Consider the following 26,343-nt stretch of genomic DNA (forward strand, 5'->3'; position numbering starts at 1 on the left):
ATGAGCGACATTGCCTCGCATCGCGAATCGAACGGCGCGCGCAGCGCGCAAGACGAGCGTTACGCACGCTACCCGAGCCTCGCCGGGCGCGCGGTGCTGATCACGGGCGGCGCGACGGGCATCGGCGCGTCGTTCGTCGAACACTTCGCGCGGCAGGGCGCGCGCGTCGCGTTCGTCGATCTCGACGAACAAGCCGCGCGCGCGCTCGCCGCGCGGCTTGCCGACGCCGCGCACGAACCGGTGTTCGTCGCGTGCGACCTGACCGACATCGCCGCGCTGCGCGGCGCGATCGAAGCGATCCGCGCGCGCATCGGCCCGATCGCGGCGCTCGTGAACAACGCGGCGAACGACGTGCGCCACGCGATCGCCGACGTGACGCCCGATTCGTTCGACGCGTGCATCGCGGTGAACCTGCGCCATCAGTTCTTCGCCGCGCAGGCGGTGATCGACGACATGAAGCGGCTGGGCGGCGGCTCGATCGTCAATCTCGGCTCGATCAGCTGGATGCTGAAGAACGCCGGCTATCCGGTCTACGCGAGCGCGAAGGCGGCGGTGCAGGGGCTCACGCGCGCGCTCGCGCGCGAGCTCGGGCCGTTCGGCATTCGCGTGAATACGCTCGTGCCCGGCTGGGTGATGACCGACAAGCAGCGTCGCTTGTGGCTCGACGACGCGGGCCGCGCGGCGATCAAGGCGGGGCAGTGCATCGACGCGGAGCTGCTTCCGGGCGACCTCGCGCGGATGGCGCTCTTTCTCGCGGCGGACGACAGCCGGATGATCACCGCGCAGGACGTTGTCGTCGACGGCGGCTGGGCATAGCATTCGTTCGGATGACGAAGCGTGACGAAAGCAGGAGGACCGAATCATGACGGCGACGCAATCTCGACCCACGGCCACCGACGCGGCGCAAACCTTGCAGACGCGCACCGCGCGGCGCGCGGCCGCCGCGCATCTGGTGAGCCCGGGGCCGCAGACGTCGCGGATCGCGCGCGGCGCGGGCGTCACCGAAACGGCGATCGCGACGCTCTCGAACGACATGCTGCGGCTCGATGTCGCGCCGCATCTGGGCGGCGGCGTCACGCGTTTCGACTGGCGCGGCGACGGCGCGCTCACGCCGATCTTCCGCCGCTGCGACGCGCCCGGCGCACGCACCGATCCGAACGATCTCGCGTGCTATTCGCTGCTGCCGTATTCGAACCGCATCGGCGGCGGACGCTTCGAGTGCGACGGCCGGCTCGTGCGCGTGCCACGCAATCGCTCGACCGAGCCGCTGCCGATTCACGGCGACGGCTGGCTCGCGCGCTGGCAGCTCGACGATGCGACCGATACGCAGCTATGTCTGTCGCTCGACCGCAGCGGCGGCGCGCCGTATGCATATCGCGCGACGCAGGTCTATGCGCTCGACGGCGCGACGCTCACGATCGCGCTCGGCATCGAGAATACGGGCGCGATGCGCTTGCCGTTCGGGCTCGGCGTGCATCCGTTCATCGTGCGCGACGCGTCGACCGAGCTCGCGGCCGCCGCGAGCGGGGTGTGGCTGTCGACGCCCGACTGGTTGCCGTCGCGCCATGTCGGCACGCCGGCCGCGTGGCGCTTCGGCATCGCGTATCCGTTGCCGGGCACGCTCGTCAATCACGCGTTCACCGGCTGGGGCGGCGGCGCGACGATCGCGTGGCCGCAACGCCGGCTCGGGCTCACGATCGCGGCCGACGCCGATTGCTACGTGCTGTATACGCCGCCCGGCGAGCCGTTCTTCTGCTTCGAGCCGGTCGATCATCCGATCGACGCGGTGAACCTGCCGGGCGGCGGCGCCGCGCACGGGATGACGCTGCTCGCGCCCGGCGAACGCCTGATGCGGCGCTTTCGCTTCACCGTCGCGCGCACCGACGCGCGCGCGGCGCCCGTCGCCCGCGAATCGAAGCGGCGCGCGATCGCATAGCGCGGGCGCTCGCGCGCCCGCAGTCGCGATTGCCCGCCGCGACGCGGGTAAAATACGCGCCTTCCCAACCGCCAAGCCGCGAGTGAGCGCCATGTCTTCCACGCCTACCTTCATCGAATCGCTGCGCGCCGCCTGGCAGCGCACGAATTCGCTGCTGTGCGTCGGTCTCGATCCCGAGCCGGCCAAGTTTCCCGCGCACCTCGAAAACCAGCCCGATGCGATCTTCGATTTCTGCCGCGAGATCGTCGACGCGACCGCACCGTTCGCGAGCGCGTTCAAGCCGCAGATCGCGTACTTCGCCGCCCATCGCGCGGAGGATCAGCTGGAGCGGCTGATCGCGCACATCCATCTGCAGCATCCCGGCCTGCCCGTGATCCTCGACGCGAAGCGCGGCGACATCGGCAGCACCGCAGAGCAATACGCGCGCGAGGCGTTCGAGCGCTATCGCGCGGACGCGGTCACGGTCAACCCGTACATGGGCTTCGATTCGATCGAGCCGTACCTCGCCTATGAGGACAAGGGCGTGATCGTGCTGTGCCGCACCTCGAATCCGGGCGGCTCGGACCTGCAGTTCCTCGAGACGGGCGGCCGGCCGCTCTATCAGATCGTCGCCGATCTCGCGGCGAACAAGTGGAATGCGAAGACGGGGCAGCTCGCGCTCGTCGTCGGCGCGACGTTCCCGAAAGAGATCGAGCTCGTGCGCGGGATCGTCGGCGACATGCCGCTCCTGATTCCCGGCATCGGCGCGCAGGGCGGCGACGTCGCCGCGACCGTCGCCGCGGGCCGCACGGCCGACGGCACGGGCATGATGATCAACTCGTCGCGCGCGATCCTGTACGCGAGCCGCGACGAAGACTTCGCCGCAGCGGCCGCGCGCGCCGCCGAGCAGACCCGCGACGCGATCAACGCGCATCGCTGAGCGGCCGCGCCCGCCGGCGCCCGCCGCGCGATGCCGGGCGTCGTGCGCCGCCGTTCATTCGACGCGGCGGCGCGCGTCGCGCGCATCCCGCGGATCGCGTTTCATCGCGCCTCACCGGCCCGATTCGACGGCGCCGGCGGCGCGCTTTAGCGTTCCTGCTCGTCGATCAGCTTGATGAGGCCGCGCAGCGCGTGCGCGGCCGCCTGCACGCGGATCTGCTCGCGATCGCCCTTGAACACGAGCGTCTCGACCGCCGTGTGCAGCCGGTTGCTCCAGCCGAACGCCACGGTGCCGACGGGCTTGTGCTCGGAGCCGCCGCCCGGCCCGGCGATGCCGGTGACGGCGAGCGCGACCTGCGCGCGGCTGTTGCGCAGCGCGCCCTCGACCATCGCGCGCGCGACGGGCTCGCTGACCGCGCCGTGCTTGTCGATCAGGTCGGCGGGCACGCCGATCATCTCGATCTTCGCGGCGTTCGAATAGGTGACGAAGCCGCGCTCGAACCAGCCGCTGCTGCCGGAGATGTCGGTGATCGCGGTCGCGATCATGCCGCCCGTGCAGGATTCGGCGGTGGCGAGCGTCAGGTGCTCGTCGCGCAGCTTGTTGCCGACGCGGATGGCGAGCTGGTGGACGACGGAATCGGTTGGCATGCGGGAAGTTCCGGTGCGAGCGGGGACGAACGGGCGCGCGGCGTCATCGCACGCCGAACGAGCGCCACAGCGCGATCACGAAGAGCGTCATCAGCGCGGCGATCAGATCGTCGAACATGATGCCGAAGCCGCCTTTCAAATTCCGGTCGAAATAGCGGATGGGCGGCGGCTTCACCATGTCGAAGAAGCGGAACACGACGAACGCCCATAGCTGCTCGACGAACGTCGCCGGCGTGACGAGCAGCATCACGAGCCAGATCGCGACGATCTCGTCCCACACCGCGGGGCCCGGATCGGCGATGCCCATTCTCTTCGCGGTGAAGCCCGTCATCCAGATGCCGGCGACGAAGCCGGCGACGATGAGCGCCCACCATTCGGGCACGGTCAGGTAGCGGTTCAGCGCGACGAACGTGAGCCAGCCGAACAGCGTGCCGAACGTGCCGGGCATGAACGGCGCGAGGCCGCTGCCGAAGCCGAGCGACACGATGTGCACCGGATGCGAGAACATGAACCGCACCGTCGCGCGGCGGCGCGCGATCTTCTGCGGGTCCTGCTGCGTTGCGGGCGAGGGCGCCGGCATGGGCGCCTGGCCGGGCTGGCCGGCGGAGTCGGCCGGACGGGGCGTCGGGTCAGTTGACATGGAAATGATCGAAACCGTGCAGCGTGAGCGAAAGCGGCGCGCCCGACGCGTCGCGCCACGTGACGGCGCGCGCGTCCGTCGGCGCGGACAAGCCGCGTATTGTACCGATCCGCGTGACGGCCACGCCCGCGCGCGCGCCGGCCGCGTCGATCGCGGTGCGCGCGGACGGCGCGGCCGTGAAGCACAGTTCGTAGTCGTCGCCGCCTTCGAGCATGCAGCGGCGCTGCACGTCGGCGGGCAGCGTCGCGAGCGCGGCCGAGCGGGGCACCGCGTCGACGTTCACGTCGGCGCGCACGTTCGAGCGCTCGAGGATGTGCGGCAGATCGCCCGCGAGGCCATCGGACACGTCGAGCGCCGCATGCGCGATGCCCGCGAGCGCGACGCCGAGCGCGACGCGCGGCTGCGGCCACTCGAGCGCGCGCCGGAACGCGGCCGCCTCGCGCTCGCCCGCGCGCCATTCGCCGCGGATCACGCCGAGGCCGGCGCGCGCGTCGCCGAGCGTGCCGGATACCCAGACGTCGTCGCCGTCGCGTGCGGCGTCGCGACGCAGCGCCGCGTCGGACGCGACGTCGCCGAACACGGTGACGCACAGGTTGAGTGGGCCGCTCGTCGTGTCGCCGCCGATCAGCTCGCAGCCGTGGCGGTCCGCGAGCGCGAAGAGGCCGTCGGAGAACGCGTCGAGCCAGTCGGCATCGGCGCGCGGCAGCGCACACGCGAGCGTGAACGCGCGCGGCGCGGCGCCCATCCCGGCGAGGTCGGACAAATTGACGGCGAGCGTCTTGTGGCCGAGCGCGCGCGGATCGACGTCGGCGAGGAAGTGCCGGCCTTCGACCAGCATGTCCGTCGAAATCGCCAGCATCTTGCCCGGTTCTGGTGCAAGCAGCGCGCAGTCGTCGCCGATGCCGAGCGCGGCGCGCGCGTGCGGCCCTTTCGCGCGGCGCGCGAAGAAGCGGTCGATCAACGAGAATTCCGAGAGGGGAGAATGGGCCACGGGCGCGGATGTCCGAGCGTTGAGATGACGTTCATTGTAAGGCGCTTCGGGCCGCGGCCAGGCGGCGCGGCGGCCTGCGCGCGGCCGATTCGTGGCGTTTCGGTCGCGGCTGTCGAACCCTAATCGGCGATTTTACGTGTGGGATTGGCGCTACAATGCGTCGAACAGGTATTCTAATCCGCAGACCCCCCGTAGAGACACATGTCCACCTCGTCCTCCTCCTCATCGAAAGATAAACTCCGCGAAGCCGCTCTCGATTACCACGAATTCCCGACGCCGGGCAAAGTCGCGATCGCGCCGACCAAACAGATGATCAACCAGCGCGATCTCGCGCTCGCTTATTCGCCGGGCGTCGCGTTCGCGTGCGAGGAGATCGTCGAGAATCCGCTGAACGCCGCGCGCTTCACCGCGCGCAGCAACCTCGTCGGCGTCGTGACGAACGGCACCGCGGTGCTCGGCCTCGGCAACATCGGCCCGCTCGCGTCGAAGCCGGTGATGGAAGGCAAGGCGGTGCTCTTCAAGAAGTTCGCCGGGATCGACGTGTTCGACATCGAGCTCAACGAGTCCGATCCGCACAAGCTCGTCGACGTGATCGCCGCGCTCGAGCCGACGTTCGGCGGGATCAACCTCGAGGACATCAAGGCGCCGGACTGCTTCATCGTCGAGCGCGAATGCCGCAAGCGCATGAAGATCCCGGTGTTCCACGACGACCAGCACGGCACGGCGATCGTCGTCGCGGCGGCGGTCACGAACGGGCTGAAAGTGGTCGGCAAGAGCATCAAGGAGGTGAAGCTCGTCGCGTCGGGCGCGGGCGCGGCGGCGCTCGCGTGCCTTGATTTGCTCGTCGATCTCGGCCTACCGCTCGAGAACATCACGGTGACGGACCTCGCGGGCGTCGTCTATAAGGGCCGCACCGAGCTGATGGACCCGGACAAGGAGCGTTTCGCGCGCGAAACCGATGCGCGCACGCTGTCGGAAGTGATCGGCGGCGCGGATATCTTCCTCGGCCTGTCGGCGGCCGGCGTGCTGAAGGCCGACATGGTGAAGACGATGGCCGCGCGCCCGCTGATTCTCGCGCTCGCGAATCCGACCCCTGAAATCCTGCCGGAAGTGGCGCTCGAGGCTCGCCCGGACGCGGTGCTCGCGACGGGCCGCACCGACTACCCGAACCAGGTCAACAACGTCCTGTGCTTCCCGTTCATTTTCCGCGGCGCGCTCGACGTGGGCGCGACGACGATCACCCGCGAGATGGAGATCGCCGCCGTCAACGCGATCGCCGAGCTCGCGCAACACGAGCAGAGCGACATCGTCGCGACCGCGTACGGTATCCAGGATCTGTCGTTCGGTCCGGAATATCTGATTCCGAAGCCGTTCGATCCGCGCCTCATCGTGAAGATTGCGCCCGCGGTCGCGCAGGCGGCGATGGACGGCGGCGTCGCAACCCGTCCGATCGAGGACATGGAGGCGTACAAGGTTCATCTGCAACAGTTCGTCTATCACAGCGGCACGACGATGAAGCCGGTGTTCCAGATCGCGCGCAGCGCGCCCGCCGAGAAGAAGCGGGTCGTGTTCGCGGAGGGCGAGGAGGAGCGCGTGCTGCGCGCGGTGCAGATCGTCGTCGACGAGAAGCTCGCGAAGCCGATCCTCATCGGTCGACCCGCCGTGATCGAGCACCGTATCCAGCGCTACGGCCTGCGTCTCACGCCGGGCGTCGATTTCACGATCGTCAACACCGAGCACGACGAGCGTTACCGCGATTTCTGGCAAACCTACTTCAAGATGATGGCCCGCAAGGGGATCAGCGAGCAGCTCGCGCGCGTGGAGATGCGCCGCCGCACGACGCTGATCGGCTCGATGCTCGTCAAGAAGGGCGAAGCGGACGGGATGATCTGCGGCACGATCAGCACGACGCACCGCCACCTGCACTTCATTGATCAGGTGATCGGCAAGCGCGCCGGCTGCAGCGTCTATGGCGCGATGAACGCGCTCGTGCTGCCCGGCCGCCAGATTTTCCTCGTCGACACGCACGTGAACGTCGATCCGACCCCGGCGCAACTGGCCGAAATCACGATCATGGCGGCGGAGGAAGTGCGCCGCTTCGGCATCGAGCCGAAGGTCGCGCTGCTGTCTCACTCGAACTTCGGCACGAGCAATGCGCCTTCCGCGCAGAAGATGCGCGATACGCTCGCGATCCTGCACGAACGCGCGCCGGAGCTGCAAGTCGACGGCGAGATGCACGGCGATGTCGCGCTCGACGCCGCGCTGCGCAAGGAGATCCTGCCCGAATCGACGCTCGAGGGCGAAGCGAACCTGCTCGTGCTGCCGAACATCGATGCGGCGAACATCGCGTACAACCTGTTGAAGACGGCGGCCGGCAACAACATCGCGATCGGGCCGATTCTGCTCGGCGCCGCGCAGCCCGTGCATGTGCTGACCGAATCGGCGACCGTGCGCCGGATCGTCAACATGACGGCGCTGCTGGTTGCCGACGTGAACGCAGCGCGTTGAGCGAAGTTATCGAACGATAAAAAAACGGCGCGCCCATTGCGGGCGCGCCGTCGGGCATGGCGGAGATAAGCGCCTTCCCGAAGCCGACGACGCCACCCTTGGGCCGCAAGAGGCGGCGAGGAGGCAGAAACCCGCCGCAGCTGACGCCGTCACGGCAATTTTACCTCATGAACGTTATTTTATCCTGTAAAAGTTAAAAATAACGCAAATGAGTGCCATCTCATCCTTTCATTTTCCTAACGAGCATTGATTCCCGCGTGCATTAGCGCTACGCTTACGCCTTTCTTGGTCGTCAACTTATTGATTTAACAGCGGGAACCTTCGTTTATGGCACGCAAGTGGCTCCGCAACGGCGCGCTCGCGTCCGTCTTCGCGATCCTCGCGATGGGCAACATCGGCGCTTCGCCGGGCAGTCTGGTTTCCGCCGCATACGCACGGGAAGCCGCCGCGGTCAACGGGGCGGCGGCGCAGGTCGATACGGTCCCCGCGTCCCGTCTGCCGCGCGAGGCAGCGGCCACGCTGCGCCTGATCGCCGTGGGCGGCCCCTATCCGTACGAGAAAGACGGCGCGGTATTCGGCAACTACGAACGGATCTTGCCGAAGATGCGGCGCGGCTATTACCACGAGTACACGGTGCCGACGCCGCGAGCCCGCAATCGCGGCGCGCGGCGCATCGTCTGTGGCGGTCCCTTGAGGCGCGTCGACAATTGTTATTACACCGACGACCACTACAACAGTTTCAAACGTATCGTTGATTGACTTCGGGATGAGCGGCATGAGCGACAACACCTACGCGCGCGATACGTCGGCTGCGGCGGACCTGTTCGCGGCCGGCGACGGCAACCTGTTCCAGCGCGTCATGCAGATGCGCATGACGGCGCACGCCGGCGGAGCGCCTGACGGCGCGGCCAGCCCCGGGCTTTCATCCATCGAGGAGCCTATGAGCCTTTTTGCGACCGTGCGACCGAATCTCGTGCAGTCGATCCGTGCATTTCGCGTGCAGGATCTTGCCGACGAAGCGAATCAGCTCGGCCAGCATTTCCTGTATGCATATTGCGGGAATGCCCAATCGAAGCAGGAAGTGCTGGAGACGATCGCGACGTCGTTCCTGTTTCCGAAGCACTTCGGCAAGAATTACGATGCGCTGTACGACTGCCTGACCGACCTCGTCCACAAGGCGGGCGCTCAGCCCGGCTTCGTGATCGTGCTTGAGGCGCTGCCGATCGCGCACAAGTTCGACAAGGAAGGGCGCGAGACGCTGCTCGACGTGTTCCGCGAAGCGGCGGAATTCTGGGCAGAGCGCAAGGTCGCGTTCCGGGTCTTCTACTCGTTCGCGTAATTCCGGGCTGCAAGGCCCGCCTAAAGCCCGCCTTCGAGCGGGCTTTTTGCGCCTGCGGCCACTCTCCGCAAGCGGGCGGCAGTTGCCCGTGTTCACCCGTCAACGGCCTTTCATCATGCGCCATTTTTCGGGAAAGGCGCGGTTCGGTGCGCGCGGCGCATCATTCCTGCCGGGCGGTCGCTCGTCGAACCGGCCGAAGGCCATCCATCGTTTCATGCCCCATTCTTACACGCGCCATTTTCATCTTGCGCGTCGTGTCGCTTACGCCTGAGCAGGCGATCTGGGCGTCTTCATCAACGATGATGCCGCGAAGATCGCGCAATTCAACGAGTCAGCACAGGCTGCTGCCGGCAGCGGGCAAGCGGCGGCGCCATTGCCGGCCGACCTGTTCGGGCGGCTGCACGGAGCTGCTCGAGCGGCTGACGCCGCCGATGCCGCCGGCGTATCGGGATGCGTTCGGCCGGCCATCGATGCGCCGCTCAATTCGTCCGTCCGGGCGCTCGAGCGTTCGCGGTGCGAGGCGACCGGCGCGCCGCGCCGCACGCTTGACGATGGCGCCGACGGGCGGGAAATCGCGACCGTGGATTACGCATGCGTCGTGGCGGACGTCGCCGGCCCGAACGTGAATCTGGCGCGGCCGATTGACGCGCACCGGGGCGGGCGCCACGAGTCACCATCCGCCCCAGCGCGCCGCGAGCGCGGCGAGCACCGCGGCGCCCGCCGTCTCGGTGCGCAGCACGCGCGGGCCGAGCGACAGCGCGGCGAAGCCGCGCGCGCGCGCGGCCTGCTCCTCGTCGGGCGACAGCCCGCCCTCCGGGCCGATCAGCAACGTGACGTCGCCGGCGGGCGGCGCGTCGGGCAGCGACGCGAACGGCACGCTCGCCCGCGGCGACAACAGCAAGCGCAGTTCGCCCGCGGCCGGCGCGTCGGGCAGTGCATCGAGCCACGCGTCGAAGCCGCGCACCGGCGCGACGCCCGGCACGCGATTGCGGCCGCACTGCTCGCAGGACGCGCGCACGACGCCTCGCCAGTGCGACACGCGCTTGTCCGCGCGTTCGCCCGACAGCTTGACGACGCCGCGCGCGGTCGACAGCGGCGCAACCGCCGCGACGCCGAGCTCGACGGCCTTTTCGATCACCCAGTCCATCTTGTCGCCGCCCGCGATGCCCTGCGCGAGCGTCACGCGGTACGGCGGCTCCGCCTCAGCCGGGTCGAACGCGTCGATCCGGGCGAGTGCGCCGCGCTTGTCGATTTCGACGAGTTGCGCGCGATACTGGCCGCCCGTGCCGTCGAACAGCGCGAGCGCGTCGCCCGGCTGCAGCCGCAGCACCTGCGCGTGACGCGCGACGTCGGCCGGCAGCGGGAGCGTGGCGCCGGTTCGCAGCGCCGCGTCGACGAAAAAGCGCGGCACCGCGGCGGTCGTGGTGGTGACGCCGCTCATGCGGCGATGCGCCGCGCGAGCGCCCAGCGGTATCCGTCGAGATCCTCGATCTGCGCGAAGCGATCGCCCCAGAACTGGTCTTGCGGCGCGCTCAGCGATTTTGCGCCTGCGTCGAGTGCGCGGCGGTAGATCGCATCGACGTCGTCAACATAGAGATAGAACGACTGCGGCGCGATCGCGCCCGCGCTTTTCGGCGTGCGCGCCGTCGAGCCGAACGCGCCCTCGGGCGCGAACATCACGATCAGCTGGCCGCGATACGACATCTCGACGTGCATGATCGCGCCGTCTTCGTCGATCAAATCGCGCTTCTCGAAGCCGAACGCGTCGCTAAAAAACTGAATCGACGCGTGCGCGCTGCGCACCGTCAGATAGGGGGTCAACCAGGGCACGTCGGCCGGCCGTGGGTCGGTCATGCGGGTTCTCCTGCGGGAAAGGCGGATGCTTCGCCGAACTTAGCGATGCATGCCGAGAGTATCGCGCAGCGCGTGCGGCAGCGTGAAGAGCGCGGGATGCAGCTTCGCGTCGTAGAAGCGCAAGCCTTCGATGCGCCGTTCGGCGAGCCGCGCCTCGACGTCGTGCGAGAACAGCGAGGCCGCGTCGAGCGCGTCGCTCGCGATCGCCATCAGCCATGGCGAGCCATACAGCGGCACGTGCGCGCAGAGCGGCGCGACGACCGCGAAGCTCGCGCGCAGCCCGGCGAGCAGCGAGACGACGCGCGCTTCGTGATAGAGCGGCGAGCCCAGATGCAGCGACACCGCGCCTTGCGGCGTCAGGATGCGCTTCAGGCGCGTGTAGAACTTGGGCGTGTACAGGCCCGCCGCCGGCGAATCGGGCGGCGTGAGGTCGAATACGGCGAGGTCGAAGTGCTCGCACGCGTGGTCGACGTAGCGCGCGGCGTCGCCGATCACGAGCTCGACGCGAGGATCGTCGAGCGCGCCCTGGTGAACGTCGCCGAGAAAGCGGCGGGCCATGTCGACGACGGCGGCGTCGAGTTCCGCGACGACGATCCGCTCGATGCACGGATGCCGCAGGAGCTGGCGCGCGGCGCCGCCGTCGCCGCCGCCCAGCACGAGCGCCTTCCTCGGCGCCGGATGCGCGAGGGCGGCCGGATGCGTCATGCATTCGTGATAGACGAACTCGTCGCCGACCGACGTCATCGGCCGGCCGTCGAGCGTGAAGAGCCGCCCGAGCAGCGACGTTTCCCAGACCTCGATCTCCTGATGCGCGGATTCGATGCGCGCGAGCCTCCGGGCGTTCGGGAAGCCATAGGCGACGTCGGGGGTCGGGTGGAAGAGGAGGGTGGTGCTCAAGGCGGCGGGCGCGTGCTGGCGGGGCGGTTCCGATGGTCTGAATTATAGAGGGTGGCGAGATGGCCGAGAAACCGTGCGCACGGGCGGATTCCGACAAGGCTTGCCCGAAGGGCATCTGTTAAAATGACCCGCTTTGCAGCCTCGTCCGTCTGCTCGTCCGCATCGCGTCCCGCCGGCGCCGCACCGCGCGCCGGGAACGGTTTGCCCGCGAGCTTCGGATGCCGCCCGTGCCCCGTTTTCTCGACTCGTTCTCCGGACTCGACATGACGACTTCGTCTCCCGCCTCCACCACCTTGATGGCCAACGCGATCCGCGCGCTCGCGATGGACGCCGTCCAGCAAGCGAACTCCGGTCACCCCGGCATGCCGATGGGCATGGCCGAGATCGGCGTCGCGCTGTGGTCGCGCCACCTGAAGCACAACCCGACGAACCCGCATTGGGCCGACCGCGACCGCTTCGTGCTGTCGAACGGCCACGGCTCGATGCTGCTGTACTCGCTGCTGCACCTGACAGGCTACGATCTGCCGATCGAAGAGCTGAAGAATTTCCGGCAACTGCATTCGAAGACGCCGGGCCACCCGGAATACGGGATCACGCCGGGCGTCGAGACGACGACGGGCCCGCTCGGCCAGGGCCTCGCGAACGCGGTCGGCATGGCGCTCGGCGAGGCGCTGCTCGCCGCCGAGTTCAACCGCGACGACGCGAAGATCGTCGATCACCACACGTACGTGTTCCTCGGCGACGGCTGCCTGATGGAAGGCATCTCGCACGAGGCCTGCTCGCTCGCGGGCACGCTGAAGCTCAACAAGCTGATCGCGCTCTATGACGACAACGGGATCTCGATCGACGGCGACGTCGTCAACTGGTTCCACGACGACACGCCGAAGCGCTTCGAGGCGTACGGCTGGAACGTGATTCCGAACGTGAACGGCCATGACGTCGACGCGATCGACGCGGCGATCGCGAAGGCGAAGCGCTCGGACAAGCCGAGCCTCATCTGCTGCAAGACGCGCATCGGCAACGGCGCGGCGACGAAGGCGGGCGGCCACGACGTGCACGGCGCGCCGCTCGGCGCGGACGAAATCGCGAAGACCCGCGAGGCGCTCGGCTGGACGTGGGCGCCGTTCGTGATTCCGCAGGAAGTCTATGCGGCATGGGACGCGAAGGAGGCGGGCAAGCGCAGCGAAGACGACTGGAACGCGGCGTTCGCGCAATACCGCGCGAAGTACCCGGCCGAAGCGGCCGAATTCGAGCGCCGGATGGCGGGCACGCTGCCGGCCGATTGGGCCGCGAAGGCCGCGGCGATCGTCGCCGGCGCGAACGAGCGCGGCGAGACGGTCGCGACGCGCAAGGCGTCGCAGCAGACGATCGAGGGGCTCGCCGCCGTGCTGCCCGAGCTGCTCGGCGGCTCGGCGGACCTGACGGGCTCGAACCTCACGAACTGGAAGGCGTCGAAGGCGGTTCGCGCGAATGCGGACGGCCCGGGCGTCCAGTGGGGCAACCATATCAACTACGGCGTGCGCGAATTCGGCATGAGCGCCGCGATCAACGGCCTCGTGCTGCACGGCGGCTACAAGCCGTTCGGCGGCACGTTCCTCACGTTCTCCGACTACAGCCGCAATGCGCTGCGCGTCGCCGCGCTGATGAAGGTGCCGTCGATCTTCGTGTTCACGCACGATTCGATCGGCCTCGGCGAGGACGGCCCGACGCACCAGTCGGTCGAGCATGTCGCGAGCCTGCGCCTGATTCCCAACCTCGACGTCTGGCGTCCGGCGGACACGGTGGAGACGGCCGTCGCGTGGACCTACGCGGTCGCGCACCAGCACCCGTCGTGCCTGATCTTCAGCCGCCAGAACCTCGCGTTCAACGCGCGCACCGATGCGCAGCTCGCGAACGTCGAGAAGGGCGGCTACGTGCTGCGCGACTGGGACGAAGAAATCGTCGCGCGCAAGATCATCCTGATCGCGACGGGCTCCGAAGTCGAGCTCGCGATGAAGGCGGTCGAGCCCCTCGCGCAGCAGGGGATCGCCGCGCGCGTCGTGTCGATGCCGTCGAGCGACGTGTTCGACCGCCAGGACGCCGAGTACCGCGAGCGGGTGCTGCCGCACGGCGTGCGCCGCGTCGCGATCGAAGCGGGCGTCACCGATTTCTGGCGCAAGTACGTGGGCCTCGAAGGCGGCGTGGTCGGCATCGACACGTTCGGCGAGTCGGCCCCGGCCGGCGTGCTGTTCAAGCATTTCGGCTTCACTGTCGAGCACGTGATCGAAACGGCGAAGGCGGTGCTCGCGTAACCCAATCGACGCCCGGGCGGCCGTGCCCTGCGCCGGCCGGGCGCGCGTGAAGCTGCACGAAGTATTTTTTCAGCCATCAGGAGATACATCATGACGATTCGCGTTGCAATCAACGGTTACGGCCGCATCGGCCGCAACACGCTGCGCGCTTTCTACGAAAACGGCAAGAAGCACGATCTCGAGATCGTTGCGATCAACGATCTGGGCGACGCGAAGACCAACGCGCACCTGACGCAGTACGACACCGCGCACGGCAAGTTCCCGGGCGAAGTGTCGGTCGACGGTGACTACCTCGTCGTGAACGGCGACAAGATCCGGGTGCTCGCGAACCGCAATCCGGCCGAGCTGCCGTGGGGCGAGCTGGGCGTCGACGTCGTGATGGAATGCACGGGCTTCTTCACGTCGAAGGAAAAGGCGAGCGCGCACCTGAAGGGCGGCGCGAAGAAGGTGATCATCTCGGCGCCGGGCGGCAAGGATGTCGACGCGACGATCGTCTACGGCGTGAACCACGACGTGCTGAAAGCGGAGCACACGGTGATCTCGAACGCATCGTGCACGACGAACTGCCTCGCGCCGCTCGTCAAGCCGCTGAACGACAAGATCGGCCTCGAGACCGGCCTGATGACGACGATCCACGCGTACACGAACGACCAGGTGCTGACGGACGTCTATCACGAAGACCTGCGTCGCGCGCGCTCGGCCACGCATAGCCAGATCCCGACGAAGACGGGCGCGGCGGCGGCCGTCGGCCTCGTGCTGCCGGAGCTGAACGGCAAGCTCGACGGCTACGCGATTCGCGTGCCGACCATCAACGTGTCGATCGTCGACCTGTCGTTCATCGCGAAGCGCGACACGACGGTCGAGGAAGTCAACGCGATCATGAAGGAAGCGTCGGAAGGCGCGCTCAAGGGCATCCTCGGCTACAACGATGCGCCGCTCGTGTCGATCGACTTCAATCACAACCCGGCTTCGTCGACGTTCGACGCGACGCTGACGAAGGTGTCGGGTCGTCTCGTGAAGGTGTCGAGCTGGTACGACAACGAGTGGGGCTTCTCGAACCGCATGCTGGATACGGCGATCGCGCTCGCGAACGCGAAGTAATCCCGCGCGCGCGGGCGCCGCGAGGCGGCCTGCGTCGCGATCGAGCCCGGTCCGGCTTCATGCCGGCCGGGCTTTTTTGTCGCCGCGGGCATCGCATGGCCCGCCCCGCGAGCCGGCGGCAGGCGGCGCTACTGCGCGGCCTGCCGAGCGCCGATGCGCTGCGACGCGCCCCACAGCACGACGAGCAGGCCCGACAGGACCGCGCCCGCGAGGCAGACGCCTCGCCAGCCGGCGATGCCGAATGCGGCGCCCGCCGCACCCGAGCCGAGCGCGCCGCCGATGAAGTAGCTCGTCAGGTAGATCGTCGTGACGCGGCTGCGCGCGTCGCCGGCAAGCGTATAGATCACGCTCTGGTTCGAGATGTGCAGGCCCTGCACGCCGACGTCGAGCACCAGGATGCCGACGATCAGTGCGGCGAGCGACTGCTCGCCCGCCGCGATCAGCGCGAACGACGCGAGCACCGCCGCGGCGAAGAGGCCGGTTGCCGCATTGCCGCGCCCGCGATCGACGAGCCGCCCCGCCGACGCCGCGGCGAGCGCGCCCACCGCGCCGACGATGCCGAACAGGCCGATCCGGCCTTCGGTATAGCCGTAAGGCGGCTGACTGAGCAAAAACGTGAGGCCCGTCCACAGCAGGCTGAAGCAGGCGAACACGAGCGCGCCGTATGCGCAGCGCAGCGCGATCAATGGCTGCGTGCGCACGAGCGCGGCGAGCGATTTCATCAGCGCCGCGTAGTCGATGCGCGCGTCGCGACAATCCTTCGGCAGCTTCGCGGCGAGCACGCCCGCCAGCAGCAGCACCGTCAGCGCCGCGATCGCGTAGACGGCGCGCCAGCCGAGCCAGTCGGCGATCGCGCCCGACGCGACGCGCGCGAGCAGGATGCCGAGCAGCAGGCCGCTCATCACGGTGCCGACCGCGCGGCCGCGCGACGCGTCGTCGGCGAGCGACGCGGCGAACGGCACGAGCAGTTGCGTCGAGCACGTGACGAAGCCGACGCACACGTTCGCCGCGATGAAGAAGCCGTAGCGCGTGCTCGACGCGACCGCGACGAGCGCCACGACGTTGGCGATCAGCAGCCGCACGATCAGCGTGTGGCGATTGGCGACGTCGCCGAGCGGCACGACGACGAGGAGGCTCGCCGCGTAGCCGAGCTGCGTCAGCGTGACGAGATAGCCGAGCTCGGCGGGCTTGCGCCCGAAGCTCGCCGCGATCGCGGCGAGGAGCGGCTGCGAATAATAGAGATTGCCGATGACGATGCCGCAGGCGCATGCGAACAGCAGCGTCATTCCGCGCGTCAGCGCGGGCGGAGTGGCGGTGACGGAATTCATGAGGCGCGTGGCGAAGATGGACGGAGTCGGAAAGAACGCAACGAACGAAGCGACCGAAGTGACCGAACTGACCGAAGTGACCGAAGCGAACGGCAGTGACCGGCAGCGACCGATCCGTGCGGCGAGCCGCGCAAGGCCGGCCCGCCGCGTCGAGCCGCGTGTCGGTGCGGCGTTCAGAACGGCTTCGTCGGCAGGTACTTGCCGTCGAGCGTGATGACGGCGCGCGAGCCGCCGTCCGGATCGTCGACCTTCTTGATGTCGAGCTTGAAATTGATCGCGCTGATGATGCCGTCGCCGAATTGCTCGTGAATCAGCGCTTTGAGCGTCGAACCGTACACTTGCACGATTTCGTAGAAGCGGTAGATCGTCGGATCGGTCGGGACGCCGCCCGGGATGCTGCCGCGCACGGGAATCGTCTGCAACAGGCGCACCGCGTCGTCGTCGAGGTCGAGTTTCGCGGCGACGACGCGCGCGGCGTCCGCGGGCAGCGGATGCTGGCCGAGCAGCGCGGCCGTCGTGAACGCGACGCTCAGGCCGGTGCCTTCGTTGATCTGCTCGAACGTGAGGTGCTTGCGCGTCTTCGTGTCGACGATGCGCTCGGCGAGCGCATCGCGCGCGCACTGGCTGTATTGCGATTGGGTCATGCGGGCTCCTTGCGGTGAGGGATTGGAACAGCGAACGGGAACGGCAAGCGCGACGCGCGGCGGCGGCGCGTGTCACACGCCGCGCGCCACGCCGTGCATCACGCGCGATGCCTCGTGCGTGATGCCGTGATCGAATCGCGGCGGCGTCGCATGCACGTGCCGATGCTCGGCGAGCGCGACGAAGCGGCCCGTCGCGCCGTCGAGCGCGTCGATCGAGCCGGTTTCGATGTCGTACACCCAGCCGTGCAGCGCGAGGCGCCCTTGCTCGAGCGCGAGCCGCACCGACGGATGCGTGTTGAGGTTCGCGAGTTGCGCGACGACGTTTTCACGCACCAGCGAATCGACGCGCTCCTGCTCGCTTGCGTGCTCGCGCGCATCGTTTACGCATTTCGCGGCGTCCGCGTAGCGCAGCCAGCCGCGCACGGCGGGCAGGTGGTCGAGGCACGCGCACGACGCGATCGCGCGCATCGCGCCGCAGTCCGAGTGGCCGCACACGACGACGTCGGCCACTTCGAGCACCGCGATCGCGTATTCGACGGACGCCGATACGCCGCCGGGCTCGGGGCCGAACGACGGCACGATGTTGCCCGCGTTGCGGATCACGAACAGGTCGCCCGGCTCGCGCTGCGTGACGAGCTCGGGCACGAGGCGGCTGTCCGAGCACGAGATGAAGAGGGCGCGCGGCTGCTGGCCCGTGGCGAGGCGCTGGAACAACGCCGTGCGGGGCGCGAACGCGTCGCGCTGGAACTTCAGAAATCCTTCGATGATGTCCTGCATCGTGTGCTCCTTGCTCGGCGGCGAGAGCCGACGACCGAAGAATGAGGCAAACGATTCATAGCGTCCAAGACCGGTTTATTATTGTTCGCATAGGCAACGCCAATATCTTGGACACGATGCTGCTCCGACACATCCGCTATTTTCTCGCCGTCGCCGAGCAGGGCAACTTCACGCGCGCGGCCGAATCGTTGCACGTGTCCCAACCGACACTGTCGCAGCAGATCCGGCAACTCGAGGGCGCGCTCGGCGTGCAACTGTTCGACCGCTCGGCTCGCGCGGTGCGATTGACCGAATTCGGCGCCGCGTACGCGCGGCACGCGCGCGCCGCGTTGCAGCAGCTCGAGGCCGGGCGGCGCGCGGTGCACGACGTCGAGAATCTGCAAAGCGGCTCGTTGCGGCTCGCGATGACGCCGACTTTCTCCGCGTATCTGATCGGCTGGTTGATCGACGGCTTCAACGCGCGCTATCCGAACCTGAAGCTGACGATCCGCGAGATGCCGCAGGAGCAGATCGAGCCGCTTCTCGCCGACGACGAGCTCGACGTCGGGATCGCGTTCGATGCGATGCAGTCGCCGGAAATCGAAGCGACGCCGCTCTGGGTCGAGACGCTTGCACTCGTTGTGGGCCGCGGCCATCGCCACGCGCGTCGACGCAAGCCGCTTTCGCCCGAGGCGGCCGCCGACGAGCCGCTGATCCTGTTGAGCCGCGCATTCGCGACGCGCAGCAAGGTCGACGAGTACTTCCGCAGCAACGGCGTGACGCCGCACGTCGCGATCGAGGTGAACTCGATCAGCACGATGCTCGAGATGGTGCGCGGCGGACGGGTTGCGACGGTGCTGCCGTCGGCGATCGCCGAGCGTCGCGACGACTTGTGCGCGATCCGGCTCGAACCGCCGCTACCGCACCGCACGGCCGCGCTGTTGATGCGCAAGGGCGGGTATCGAAGCGCGGCGATGCGGGCGTTCGTCGATCACGTGCTGGCGAGGCGGCACGAAATCGGAAATCGCGGCGGGGCGAGGGCGCGAGGCAGTATGCCGTCGAGCGGCGAGTAGCCGCGAGGCGCGAGGCGGTCCGCGCCGCGGTGCGCGATCGTCCCGGCGGCGCACGACGTTCGGCGCTAGGCGGGGCGGCGTCGACGCGCGCGGCGCATGTCGAGGCGAAAACTCTGGAATGCGAAGCATCATGCGGCATGCGCAGCGCGATTTCCGTTCGCCGTTCGATGGCGCGCGGTCGCCCCGGACGCTTCAGCGAACGCGTGGAAATCGACCGGGGATGCAGAATGTCGCGCAGGCTCGCGCACGCGGCACGCCCGAGCCCGGTATCGATCGCACGAGCACGAGCACGAGCACGAGCACGAGCACGAGCACGAGCACAAGCGCGAACGCGCCGCGTCAGCGCTTCGGCGTTGGAAAGAACACGCCCGCGCGCTGCGCGGCGTTCGAGATGTGCGCTTCGATCGCCGCGCCCGCGGCGGCCGGGTCCTTCGCGATCAGCGCGTCGAGAATCGCGCGATGCTCGCGATACGTCGAAAGCACGAGCTCGCGCCGATAGAACGGCATCCGCTGGCTTTCCTTCATGATGTCCGCGCTGCCGCGCAGGATCGATTCGATCGCCGCGTTGCCGGCGAGGCTGACGATCCGCATGTGGAAATCGAAGTCGAGTTGCGACGCGCTGTCGAGCTCGTCGTTCGCAAGCGCCTCTTGCAGCGCGGCGACGTTTTCCTCGAACCACGCGAGATCGTGCTCGCTGACGGCGAGCGCGGCCATTCGCGCGGCGAAGCCTTCGAGCGCGTAGCGCATCTGGTAGGTATCGGGCAGCGACGACTGCTCGGCGAAGCGCCAAGCGTGCGCGGCGCTCGCCTGCGCGCGCTCGACGTACACGCCCTTGCCGGGGCGGATGCGCAGCATCCCGAGCGCTTCGAGCGTCGACAGCGCCTCGCGCAGCGACGCGCGGCTGATCGCCAGTTCCTCGGACAATTGGCGTTGCGCGGGCAACAGGCTGCCGACGGGATAGTAGCCGCGCTCGATCCGGTCGCGGATCGTGGCGATGGCGGCGTCGGTGACGGTATGTGGAACGTTCTTCATGCAGTGGATCGATTGCGCGGTCTGACCGGCATTGTAAACCCGCCCCGCCACCGCGCGCCCCGGCTCCGGGAAAGCGATGATCCGGCGCGTGCCGCGCCCGCGAAATCACCGCGAAAAGGCGCGGGTAATCCCTATTTATGGCGTCCTTGACTCGACTATATCGGCTTCCTACTATCGTCCATAACAGTACTGGTCGGACCAGTATGAACAGACGAATCCGCAACCGTTGTGATGGGAGAACGCCGTGTCGAAGTTTCTCAATTCGCTGTTTGGTCGGGTGGTCATCGCGCTGTTGATCGGCGTGGCGCTCGGCGCTTTCTTCCCGCACTTCGCGCAGTCGCTGCGACCGTTGGGTGACGGGTTCCTGAAGTTGATCAAGATGGTGATCGGGCCGATTGTGTTCTGCGTCGTCGTAAGCGGCATGGCGAACGCGGGCGATCTGAAGAAGGTCGGCCGCGTCGGCCTGAAGGCCGTCGTCTACTTCGAGGCGATGACGACGCTCGCGCTCGGCATCGGCCTCCTGCTCGCATACCTGACGAAGCCGGGCGTCGGGATGAACGTCGATCTGCATACGCTCGACCCCGCATCGCTCGCCGAATACGCGAAGAACGCGCAGAGCCTGAAGGATACGGCGGGCTACCTGCTGAAGATCATCCCCGAGACCGCGTTCGACGCGTTCGCGAAGGGCGACATCCTGCAGATCCTCGTGTTCTCGGTGCTGTTCGGCTCCGCGCTGTCGCTGCTCGGCGACAAGGCGAAGCGCGTGAACACGCTGATCGACGAGTTCGCGCAGGTGTTCTTCCGCGTGATGGGCTTCATCATCAAGCTCGCGCCGCTTGGCGTGCTCGGCGCGATCGCGTTCACGACCGGCAAGTACGGCGTCGCGTCGCTCAAGCAACTGGGCCTGCTCGTGATCGTGTTCTACGCGAGCTGCGTCGTGTTCGTCGCGGTCGTGCTCGGCGTGGTGATGAAGCTCGCGGGCTTCTCGGTGTTCAAGCTGATCCGCTACCTGCGCGAAGAGCTCCTGATCGTGCTCGGCACCGCGTCGTCGGACGCCGTGCTGCCGCAGGTGATGCGCAAGCTCGAATGGATGGGCGTGAAGGATTCGACGGTCGGCCTCGTGATTCCGACGGGCTACTCGTTCAACCTCGACGGCTTCTCGATCTACCTGACGCTCGCCGTGCTCTTCATCGCGCAGGCGACCAACACGCCGCTGTCGGTGCACGATCTGATCGTCGTGCTGCTCGTGTCGCTCGTCACGTCGAAGGGCGCGCACGGCATCCCGGGCTCGGCGATCGTGATTCTCGCCGCGACGCTGTCGGCGATCCCCGCGCTGCCCGTGCTCGGCCTCGTGCTGATCCTGCCCGTCGACTGGTTCGTCGGCATCGCGCGCGCGATCACGAACCTGCTCGGCAACTGCGTCGCGACGATCGTCGTCGCGGTGTGGGAGCGCGACATCGATCGCGCCCGCGCGCAGCGCGTGCTCGACGAGGAACTGCGCTACGTGCCGGCTGGCGAGGAGCGCTCGAACGGCGCGATCGCGGACGGCGGCGCGCACGCGCTCTGACGCGGCGCCGCCCGGCATTATCGCGCGCCGGCGCGGCAGGTCGCGCCGGCGCTTCGTTTTTCAGGTTTTCGGTTTTTCAGCTTTTCGGACACACATCCAACAACAGGAGACGACATGGCCGCCCCGATTCTCGATCCGAACGCCCCTGCGTTCACGCGCCGCTACATGAATCTCGCCGATCCGCGCCTCGGTGCGAAGGCGCTCTTCGCGAGCGACGAATTCTTCGCGCCGAAGGAGCGGATGCTCGATCCGGAACCCGCCGTGTTCATTCCCGGCAAGTACGACGACCACGGCAAGTGGATGGACGGCTGGGAGACGCGCCGCAAGCGCACGACGGGCTACGACTTCTGCGTCGTGCGGCTCGCGCGGCCGGGCGTCGTGTACGGCGTCGATCTCGACACGAGCCACTTCACCGGCAATTTCCCGCCCGCCGCGTCGATCGACGCATGCGTGTCGGACGCCGACACGCCGCCCGACGACGCCGTCTGGGAGACGCTCGTGCCGGCGACGACGCTCGCGGGCAACCAGCATCACTACGTCGACGTGAGCAATCCTCGCGCCTATACGCACCTGCGCGTGAACCTGTATCCGGACGGCGGGCTCGCGCGGCTGCGCGTGTACGGCCAGCCGCAGCGCGACTGGAGCCGCGCGGCGCGCGGCGAGCTCGTCGATCTGGCCGCGATCGAGAACGGCGCGTATCTCGTCGCCGCGAACAACGAGCACTTCGGCCCCGCGTCGCGCATGCTGATGCCCGGGCGCGGCGTGAACATGGGCGACGGCTGGGAGACGCGCCGGCGCCGCGAGCCCGGCAACGACTGGGCGATCATCGCGCTCGCGCGGCCGGGCGTGATTCGCAGGGTCGAAGTCGATACCGCGCACTTCAAGGGCAATTTCCCGGACCGCTGCTCGCTGCAGGCGGCGCGCGTCGCGGGCGGCACCGATGCGTCGCTCGTCACGCAGGCGATGTTCTGGCCGGCGCTGCTCGGCGAGCAGCCGCTGCGGATGGACAGCGTGCACACGTTCGAGGCGGAGCTCGCGGCGCTCGGCGCGGTCACGCACGTACGCCTGAACATTCATCCGGACGGCGGCGTGTCGCGGCTGCGCCTCTGGGGCGAACTCGCATAACGGGAGGCCGCGCATGCAGACGCTGCACACCCTGCGCCTCGAGCGCCTGACGCGGGAAGCGTTCGCGCCGTTCGGCGACGTGATCGAACTGGCGGGCGCACGCCGCTTCCTGATCAACGGCGGGACGACCGAGCGCTTTCACGATCTTGCGTCGATCGACGTCACGGAGGCGGGCGGGCAGCCGCTCGTGAGCCTCTTTCGCGCTCAGCCGCGCGCATGGCCGATCGAGATCGACATGATGGAGCGGCACCCGCTCGGCAGCCAGGCGTTCGTGCCGCTCGCGGCGGTCGCGCGCTATGCGCTCGTCGTCGCGCCGGCCGGAGAATTCGATCCGACCCGGATGCGCGCGTTTCTCGCGCTCGGCTGGCAAGGCGTCAATTACGCGAAAGGCGTCTGGCACCATCCGCTCCTCGCGCTCGACGCGGTCAGCGATTTCGTCGTGATCGACCGCGGCGGCGCGCAGCCGAACTGTGACGAGATCGCGCTCGACGCGCGCTGGCGCCTCGTCGCGGACGACGCGCACGCGAGCGCTGCCTGACGCGCTTGACGGCGCGTCGCGCGGGCGACGCAAAAAGGCCCGGTCAGGCTTGCGCCGGCCGGGCCTTTCGCATGCGCGGCGCGTGGGCCGCGCCGCGCGCGTTCGGAAGCGCGCTCCGCGCTTGCCTCAGTGTTTGCGATAGGGGCAGTTTTCCGTCGTGCAGGTGCCGTACATCGCGAGCGAATGCTCCTGCAGCTTGAAGCCGCGTTCCTTCGCGATCGCCTGCTGGCGGGTCTCGATCTCGGCGTCGAAGAACTCTTCGACGCGGCCGCAATCGAGGCACACGAGGTGATCGTGGTGCGAGCCTTCGTTCAGCTCGAACACGGCCTTGCCGGATTCGAAGTTGCTGCGCGACAGCAGGCCCGCCTGCTCGAACTGGGTGAGCACGCGGTAAACGGTGGCGAGGCCGATGTCGAGTTCCTCGTGCAGCAGGTTGCGATAGACGTCTTCTGCCGTCAGGTGGCGAACCGGGCTTTGCTGGAAAATTTCGAGAATCTTGAGGCGCGGTAGGGTGGCCTTGAGCCCGATGTTTTTGAGATCGGTCGGATTGGTCATGGCTAGGCGTCCCTAGAGTACAATGCAGGGCTTCAATAGTACCGGCTTTTCGCCTTTTCAGTCATCTGTGACATTCTCGCGCGGCCTTGGACAAGGGCCAGCACGGTGAGGGACATGATTCCAAGATCGCTTTTGCAACTTCAGAGGAGCCGCGTGCGGAGCACCGTCATCGCAGCTGCCGCCGTGGTCGGACTGGCCGCCTGCTCGTCGTACGACAGCGTGACTCAGCGGATCGCGCAGAGCATCACGCCGTATCGGATCACCGTCGTCCAGGGCAACTTCGTGTCGCAGGAAAAGGCGTCGCAACTGCAGGTCGGCATGTCGCGCGAGCAAGTGCGCGCGCTGCTCGGCACGCCGCTGCTGACCGACATGTTCCATGCGGATCGCTGGGATTACGTCTTCTACTTCAAGCGCGGCTCGACATCGGTCGTTCAGCAGCGCGATCTCGTGGTGAATTTCGCGGGCGATCGCCTCGCTGGCTGGACGGGCGCGGACAACCTGCCGTCCGAGCTCGATCTGCTCGCCGACATCGACGGCGACCGCCGCGGCAAGAAGGCGCGCAAGGCGGCTGCGGCCGCGAGCGCCGCGTCCGCGCCGCAAGTCGCCGCCGCGCCTGCATCGGCGCCCGAAGCCGCGCAAGCGATGGATCAGAACGACGCGAACGCACAGGCGGCGCGCGCGGCGAACCGCGCGACCGCGCAGGTGTCCGGCCAAAGCGGCGCGGCGGCCCGTTTCTCGCCGTCCGCGCAGATGGCGCCGAACGCGCCGACCCCGGGCGGCCTGCCGCCCGGCGCCGCGCCCGCGATCCAGCCGCAGTTCCAGTTCCATCGTCCGCCTCCGCCGTCCGCACAAGGCGGCGCGAGCCTGCCGGTCGGCCCGCAGGGCGCCGACAGCCTGCCGAACCAGCCGCTCACGGCGCCCGCGCCCGCATCCGGCGCGCAGGGGGCCGGCGGCTGATCCGGCGCAGTCCGGGCCAAACCGGGGCGGCGCGCGCCGCCCGTCTTTCATTCGTAGCAAGCAGGTAGCGCATGTCGTCCATGAAGATTGCGATTGCTGGTGCGTCAGGCCGGATGGGCCGGATGCTGATCGAAGCGGTGCTCGCCGCGCCCGACGCGACGCTCGTCGGCGCGCTCGACCGCACGGGCTCGCCGCAGCTCGGCCAGGACGCGGGTGCGTTCCTCGGCAAGCAGACCGGGGTCGCGCTCACCGACGATATCGAGCGCGTGTGCGCCGAAGCCGATTACCTGATCGACTTCACGCTCCCCGAGGGCACGCTCGTCCACCTGGACGCGGCGCTGCGCCACGACGTGAAGCTCGTGATCGGCACGACGGGCTTCAGCGAGCCGCAGAAGGCGCAGTTGCGCGCGGCGGGCGAGAAGATCGCGCTCGTGTTCTCGGCGAACATGAGCGTCGGCGTGAACGTCACGATGAAGCTGCTCGAATTCGCGGCGAAGCAGTTCGCGCAGGGCTACGACATCGAGATCATCGAGGCGCATCACCGGCACAAGGTCGACGCGCCGTCCGGCACCGCGCTGATGATGGGCGAGACGATCGCCGCCGCGACGGGCCGCTCGCTCGACGATTGCGCGGTCTACGGCCGCCACGGCGTGACGGGCGAGCGCGATCCGTCGACGATCGGTTTTTCGGCGATCCGCGGCGGCGACATCGTCGGCGATCACACGGTGCTCTTCGCCGGCATCGGCGAGCGCATCGAGATCACGCACAAATCGGCGAGCCGCGTGTCATACGCGCAAGGGGCGCTGCGCGCCGCGCGCTTCCTCGCCGGCCGCGACGCCGGTTTCTTCGACATGCAGGACGTGCTCGGCCTGCGCTGAGCGCCATTTCCGGGCATCGATGGCGACCCCGACCGGCATCCTCCATTACCTCGAGAGCGGCGACGCCGTCACGCACGCGGTCGCTTACGTGCTGCTCGCGATGTCGATCGCGAGCTGGTGCTTCCTGCTCGTGAAGGCGTGGGTGCTCGTGCGCGCGAAGCGCCAGGGGCCCGCCGCGCTCGCCGCGTTCTGGCGCGCGGCGACGCTCGACGACGGCCTCGCCGCGCTGCGCGCGGCCGACAAAGAGCGCGTGTTCCTGCCGCTCGCGGAGGCCGCGCGCGATGCGGACGCCGCGTCGCGCATCGAGCCGCATGCGCTCTCCGCGCGCGTCGAGCGCGGCGAGCGCGTGCTGCGCGCGCTGCGCCACGCGCTGCGCGCTTCGCAGCGCAGGCTCGAATTCGGCCAGGTGCTGCTCGCGTCGATCGGCAGCACCGCGCCGTTCGTCGGCCTGCTCGGCACCGTCTGGGGGATCTATCACGCGCTCGGCAGCATCGCGGCGAGCGGGCAGGCGCAGATCGAGAACGTTGCCGGCCCGGTCGGCGAGGCGCTCATCATGACCGCGTTCGGCCTGGTCGTCGCGATTCCGGCGGTGCTCGCGTACAACATCCTCGGGCGGCTCGTGCGCCAGCTCGTCGAGGAGCTCGACGGCTTCGCGCGCGATCTGCACGTGTTCGTCTGCGGCGAGCCGGCCGCGGCCCCCGCCGACAACCCGGCCGCCGCGGCCTAGCCCGCGGCGTCGATCCGATACACGCAGCGAGGAGGGCGGC

General features: G+C 68.4%; 27 protein-coding genes. 15 read left to right on the plus strand and 12 right to left on the minus strand.

What is annotated here, in order from left to right:
* From BTH_RS18230 to pyrF, 3 genes are all read left to right on the plus strand, one after another.
* A complete protein-coding gene (locus BTH_RS18230) occupies positions 1-816 on the plus strand; it encodes an SDR family NAD(P)-dependent oxidoreductase (RefSeq protein ID WP_009888997.1) in 816 nt (271 codons plus the stop codon).
* A gap of 46 nt (positions 817-862) precedes the next feature.
* On the plus strand, positions 863-1,936 hold the full coding sequence (locus BTH_RS18235; protein ID WP_011401981.1) for an aldose 1-epimerase: 1,074 nt from the start codon (positions 863-865) through the stop codon (positions 1,934-1,936).
* Positions 1,937-2,027: 91 nt separating this feature from the next.
* Positions 2,028-2,855, plus strand: a complete 828-nt coding sequence (pyrF, locus tag BTH_RS18240; protein ID WP_009889001.1) for an orotidine-5'-phosphate decarboxylase — start codon at positions 2,028-2,030, stop codon at positions 2,853-2,855.
* Between the two features lie 146 nt (positions 2,856-3,001).
* Here the strand turns inward: pyrF and BTH_RS18245 are convergent, their stop codons facing one another.
* Genes BTH_RS18245 through thiL form a run of 3 tightly spaced genes read right to left on the minus strand, consistent with a single transcriptional unit; the run spans position 3,002 to position 5,133 of the window.
* Positions 3,002-3,502, minus strand: coding sequence for a CinA family protein (locus BTH_RS18245; RefSeq protein ID WP_009889004.1), 501 nt, complete (start codon positions 3,500-3,502; stop codon positions 3,002-3,004).
* Positions 3,503-3,545: 43 nt separating this feature from the next.
* Positions 3,546-4,142, minus strand: a complete 597-nt coding sequence (locus tag BTH_RS18250) for a phosphatidylglycerophosphatase A family protein (protein ID WP_025369765.1) — start codon at positions 4,140-4,142, stop codon at positions 3,546-3,548.
* Positions 4,132-5,133, minus strand: a complete 1,002-nt coding sequence (gene thiL / locus BTH_RS18255; RefSeq protein ID WP_009889015.1) for a thiamine-phosphate kinase — start codon at positions 5,131-5,133, stop codon at positions 4,132-4,134. The genes BTH_RS18250 and thiL overlap by 11 nt, the downstream gene beginning before the upstream one ends.
* Positions 5,134-5,334: 201 nt before the next feature.
* On the opposite strand from thiL, the gene BTH_RS18260 reads away from it, so the two are divergent.
* The 3 genes from BTH_RS18260 (at position 5,335) to BTH_RS18270 (ending at position 8,980) form a co-directional block, all read left to right on the plus strand.
* The gene (locus BTH_RS18260; RefSeq protein ID WP_011401982.1) at positions 5,335-7,641 is read left to right on the plus strand and encodes an NADP-dependent malic enzyme; all 2,307 of its coding nucleotides are present in this window, start codon (positions 5,335-5,337) and stop codon (positions 7,639-7,641) included.
* Positions 7,642-7,968: 327 nt separating this feature from the next.
* Complete coding sequence (locus tag BTH_RS18265) at positions 7,969-8,400, plus strand: ribonuclease (protein ID WP_009889018.1); 432 nt, start codon at positions 7,969-7,971, stop codon at positions 8,398-8,400.
* A gap of 16 nt (positions 8,401-8,416) precedes the next feature.
* Positions 8,417-8,980 (plus strand): barstar family protein, encoded by a 564-nt coding sequence (locus BTH_RS18270; protein ID WP_009889020.1) that lies wholly within the window; start codon positions 8,417-8,419, stop codon positions 8,978-8,980.
* A 331-nt stretch (positions 8,981-9,311) separates the two neighbouring features.
* Here the strand turns inward: BTH_RS18270 and BTH_RS18275 are convergent, their stop codons facing one another.
* Genes BTH_RS18275 through speE form a run of 4 tightly spaced genes read right to left on the minus strand, consistent with a single transcriptional unit; the run spans position 9,312 to position 11,731 of the window.
* Complete coding sequence (locus tag BTH_RS18275; protein WP_038707881.1) at positions 9,312-9,647, minus strand: hypothetical protein; 336 nt, start codon at positions 9,645-9,647, stop codon at positions 9,312-9,314.
* Between the two features lie 3 nt (positions 9,648-9,650).
* Positions 9,651-10,421 carry a 16S rRNA (uracil(1498)-N(3))-methyltransferase gene (locus tag BTH_RS18280; protein WP_009889024.1) on the minus strand — a complete coding sequence of 257 codons (771 nt, stop codon included), beginning with the start codon at positions 10,419-10,421 and terminating at the stop codon, positions 9,651-9,653.
* The gene (locus BTH_RS18285; protein ID WP_009889026.1) at positions 10,418-10,834 is read right to left on the minus strand and encodes a VOC family protein; all 417 of its coding nucleotides are present in this window, start codon (positions 10,832-10,834) and stop codon (positions 10,418-10,420) included. The genes BTH_RS18280 and BTH_RS18285 overlap by 4 nt, the downstream gene beginning before the upstream one ends.
* A 39-nt stretch (positions 10,835-10,873) precedes the next feature.
* The gene (gene speE, locus BTH_RS18290) at positions 10,874-11,731 is read right to left on the minus strand and encodes a polyamine aminopropyltransferase (protein ID WP_009889027.1); all 858 of its coding nucleotides are present in this window, start codon (positions 11,729-11,731) and stop codon (positions 10,874-10,876) included.
* 218 nt (positions 11,732-11,949) lie between these two features.
* On the opposite strand from speE, the gene tkt reads away from it, so the two are divergent.
* Together tkt and gap are read left to right on the plus strand one after the other, a co-directional pair.
* A complete protein-coding gene (gene tkt, locus BTH_RS18295; protein WP_009889028.1) occupies positions 11,950-14,022 on the plus strand; it encodes a transketolase in 2,073 nt (690 codons plus the stop codon).
* A 90-nt stretch (positions 14,023-14,112) separates the two neighbouring features.
* Complete coding sequence (gene gap, locus BTH_RS18300) at positions 14,113-15,123, plus strand: type I glyceraldehyde-3-phosphate dehydrogenase (RefSeq protein WP_009889029.1); 1,011 nt, start codon at positions 14,113-14,115, stop codon at positions 15,121-15,123.
* 128 nt (positions 15,124-15,251) lie between these two features.
* Here the strand turns inward: gap and BTH_RS18305 are convergent, their stop codons facing one another.
* The 3 genes from BTH_RS18305 to BTH_RS18315 all read right to left on the minus strand — a co-directional run bounded on the left by BTH_RS18305 (position 15,252) and on the right by BTH_RS18315 (position 17,872).
* Positions 15,252-16,451, minus strand: a complete 1,200-nt coding sequence (locus BTH_RS18305; RefSeq protein ID WP_009908742.1) for an MFS transporter — start codon at positions 16,449-16,451, stop codon at positions 15,252-15,254.
* A 173-nt stretch (positions 16,452-16,624) separates the two neighbouring features.
* The gene (gene cynS / locus BTH_RS18310) at positions 16,625-17,095 is read right to left on the minus strand and encodes a cyanase (RefSeq protein WP_009903946.1); all 471 of its coding nucleotides are present in this window, start codon (positions 17,093-17,095) and stop codon (positions 16,625-16,627) included.
* Between the two features lie 72 nt (positions 17,096-17,167).
* The gene (locus BTH_RS18315) at positions 17,168-17,872 is read right to left on the minus strand and encodes a carbonic anhydrase (RefSeq protein ID WP_009889036.1); all 705 of its coding nucleotides are present in this window, start codon (positions 17,870-17,872) and stop codon (positions 17,168-17,170) included.
* Positions 17,873-17,988: 116 nt separating this feature from the next.
* Between BTH_RS18315 and cynR the strand changes: the two genes are divergently transcribed.
* Entirely contained in the window at positions 17,989-18,924 is a 936-nt protein-coding gene (gene cynR, locus BTH_RS18320; RefSeq protein WP_009908743.1) for a transcriptional regulator CynR, read from the plus strand.
* A gap of 339 nt (positions 18,925-19,263) precedes the next feature.
* On the opposite strand, the gene BTH_RS18325 is transcribed toward cynR, so the two are convergent.
* Positions 19,264-19,956, minus strand: a complete 693-nt coding sequence (locus BTH_RS18325; protein ID WP_009889041.1) for a FadR/GntR family transcriptional regulator — start codon at positions 19,954-19,956, stop codon at positions 19,264-19,266.
* Between the two features lie 244 nt (positions 19,957-20,200).
* Between BTH_RS18325 and BTH_RS18330 the strand changes: the two genes are divergently transcribed.
* The 3 genes from BTH_RS18330 to BTH_RS18340 all read left to right on the plus strand — a co-directional run bounded on the left by BTH_RS18330 (position 20,201) and on the right by BTH_RS18340 (position 23,186).
* Positions 20,201-21,523 (plus strand): C4-dicarboxylate transporter DctA, encoded by a 1,323-nt coding sequence (locus BTH_RS18330; RefSeq protein WP_009889043.1) that lies wholly within the window; start codon positions 20,201-20,203, stop codon positions 21,521-21,523.
* Positions 21,524-21,637: 114 nt separating this feature from the next.
* Complete coding sequence (gene alc, locus BTH_RS18335; RefSeq protein WP_009908744.1) at positions 21,638-22,648, plus strand: allantoicase; 1,011 nt, start codon at positions 21,638-21,640, stop codon at positions 22,646-22,648.
* A gap of 13 nt (positions 22,649-22,661) precedes the next feature.
* Positions 22,662-23,186, plus strand: a complete 525-nt coding sequence (locus tag BTH_RS18340; RefSeq protein WP_009889045.1) for an ureidoglycolate lyase — start codon at positions 22,662-22,664, stop codon at positions 23,184-23,186.
* A gap of 126 nt (positions 23,187-23,312) precedes the next feature.
* Here the strand turns inward: BTH_RS18340 and fur are convergent, their stop codons facing one another.
* Positions 23,313-23,741: a ferric iron uptake transcriptional regulator gene (fur, locus tag BTH_RS18345; RefSeq protein ID WP_009889047.1), complete on the minus strand. Its 429-nt coding sequence runs from the start codon at positions 23,739-23,741 to the stop codon at positions 23,313-23,315.
* A gap of 153 nt (positions 23,742-23,894) precedes the next feature.
* Between fur and bamE the strand changes: the two genes are divergently transcribed.
* From bamE to BTH_RS18360, 3 genes are all read left to right on the plus strand, one after another.
* Entirely contained in the window at positions 23,895-24,698 is an 804-nt protein-coding gene (gene bamE, locus BTH_RS18350; RefSeq protein WP_011401984.1) for an outer membrane protein assembly factor BamE, read from the plus strand.
* An 80-nt stretch (positions 24,699-24,778) separates the two neighbouring features.
* Positions 24,779-25,576: a 4-hydroxy-tetrahydrodipicolinate reductase gene (gene dapB / locus BTH_RS18355; RefSeq protein ID WP_009889051.1), complete on the plus strand. Its 798-nt coding sequence runs from the start codon at positions 24,779-24,781 to the stop codon at positions 25,574-25,576.
* Between the two features lie 19 nt (positions 25,577-25,595).
* Positions 25,596-26,303 (plus strand): MotA/TolQ/ExbB proton channel family protein, encoded by a 708-nt coding sequence (locus BTH_RS18360; protein WP_009889053.1) that lies wholly within the window; start codon positions 25,596-25,598, stop codon positions 26,301-26,303.
* Positions 26,304-26,343 lie beyond the last annotated feature (40 nt).

The sequence above is a fragment of the Burkholderia thailandensis E264 genome (genome assembly GCF_000012365.1).
Taxonomy (GTDB): domain Bacteria; phylum Pseudomonadota; class Gammaproteobacteria; order Burkholderiales; family Burkholderiaceae; genus Burkholderia; species Burkholderia thailandensis.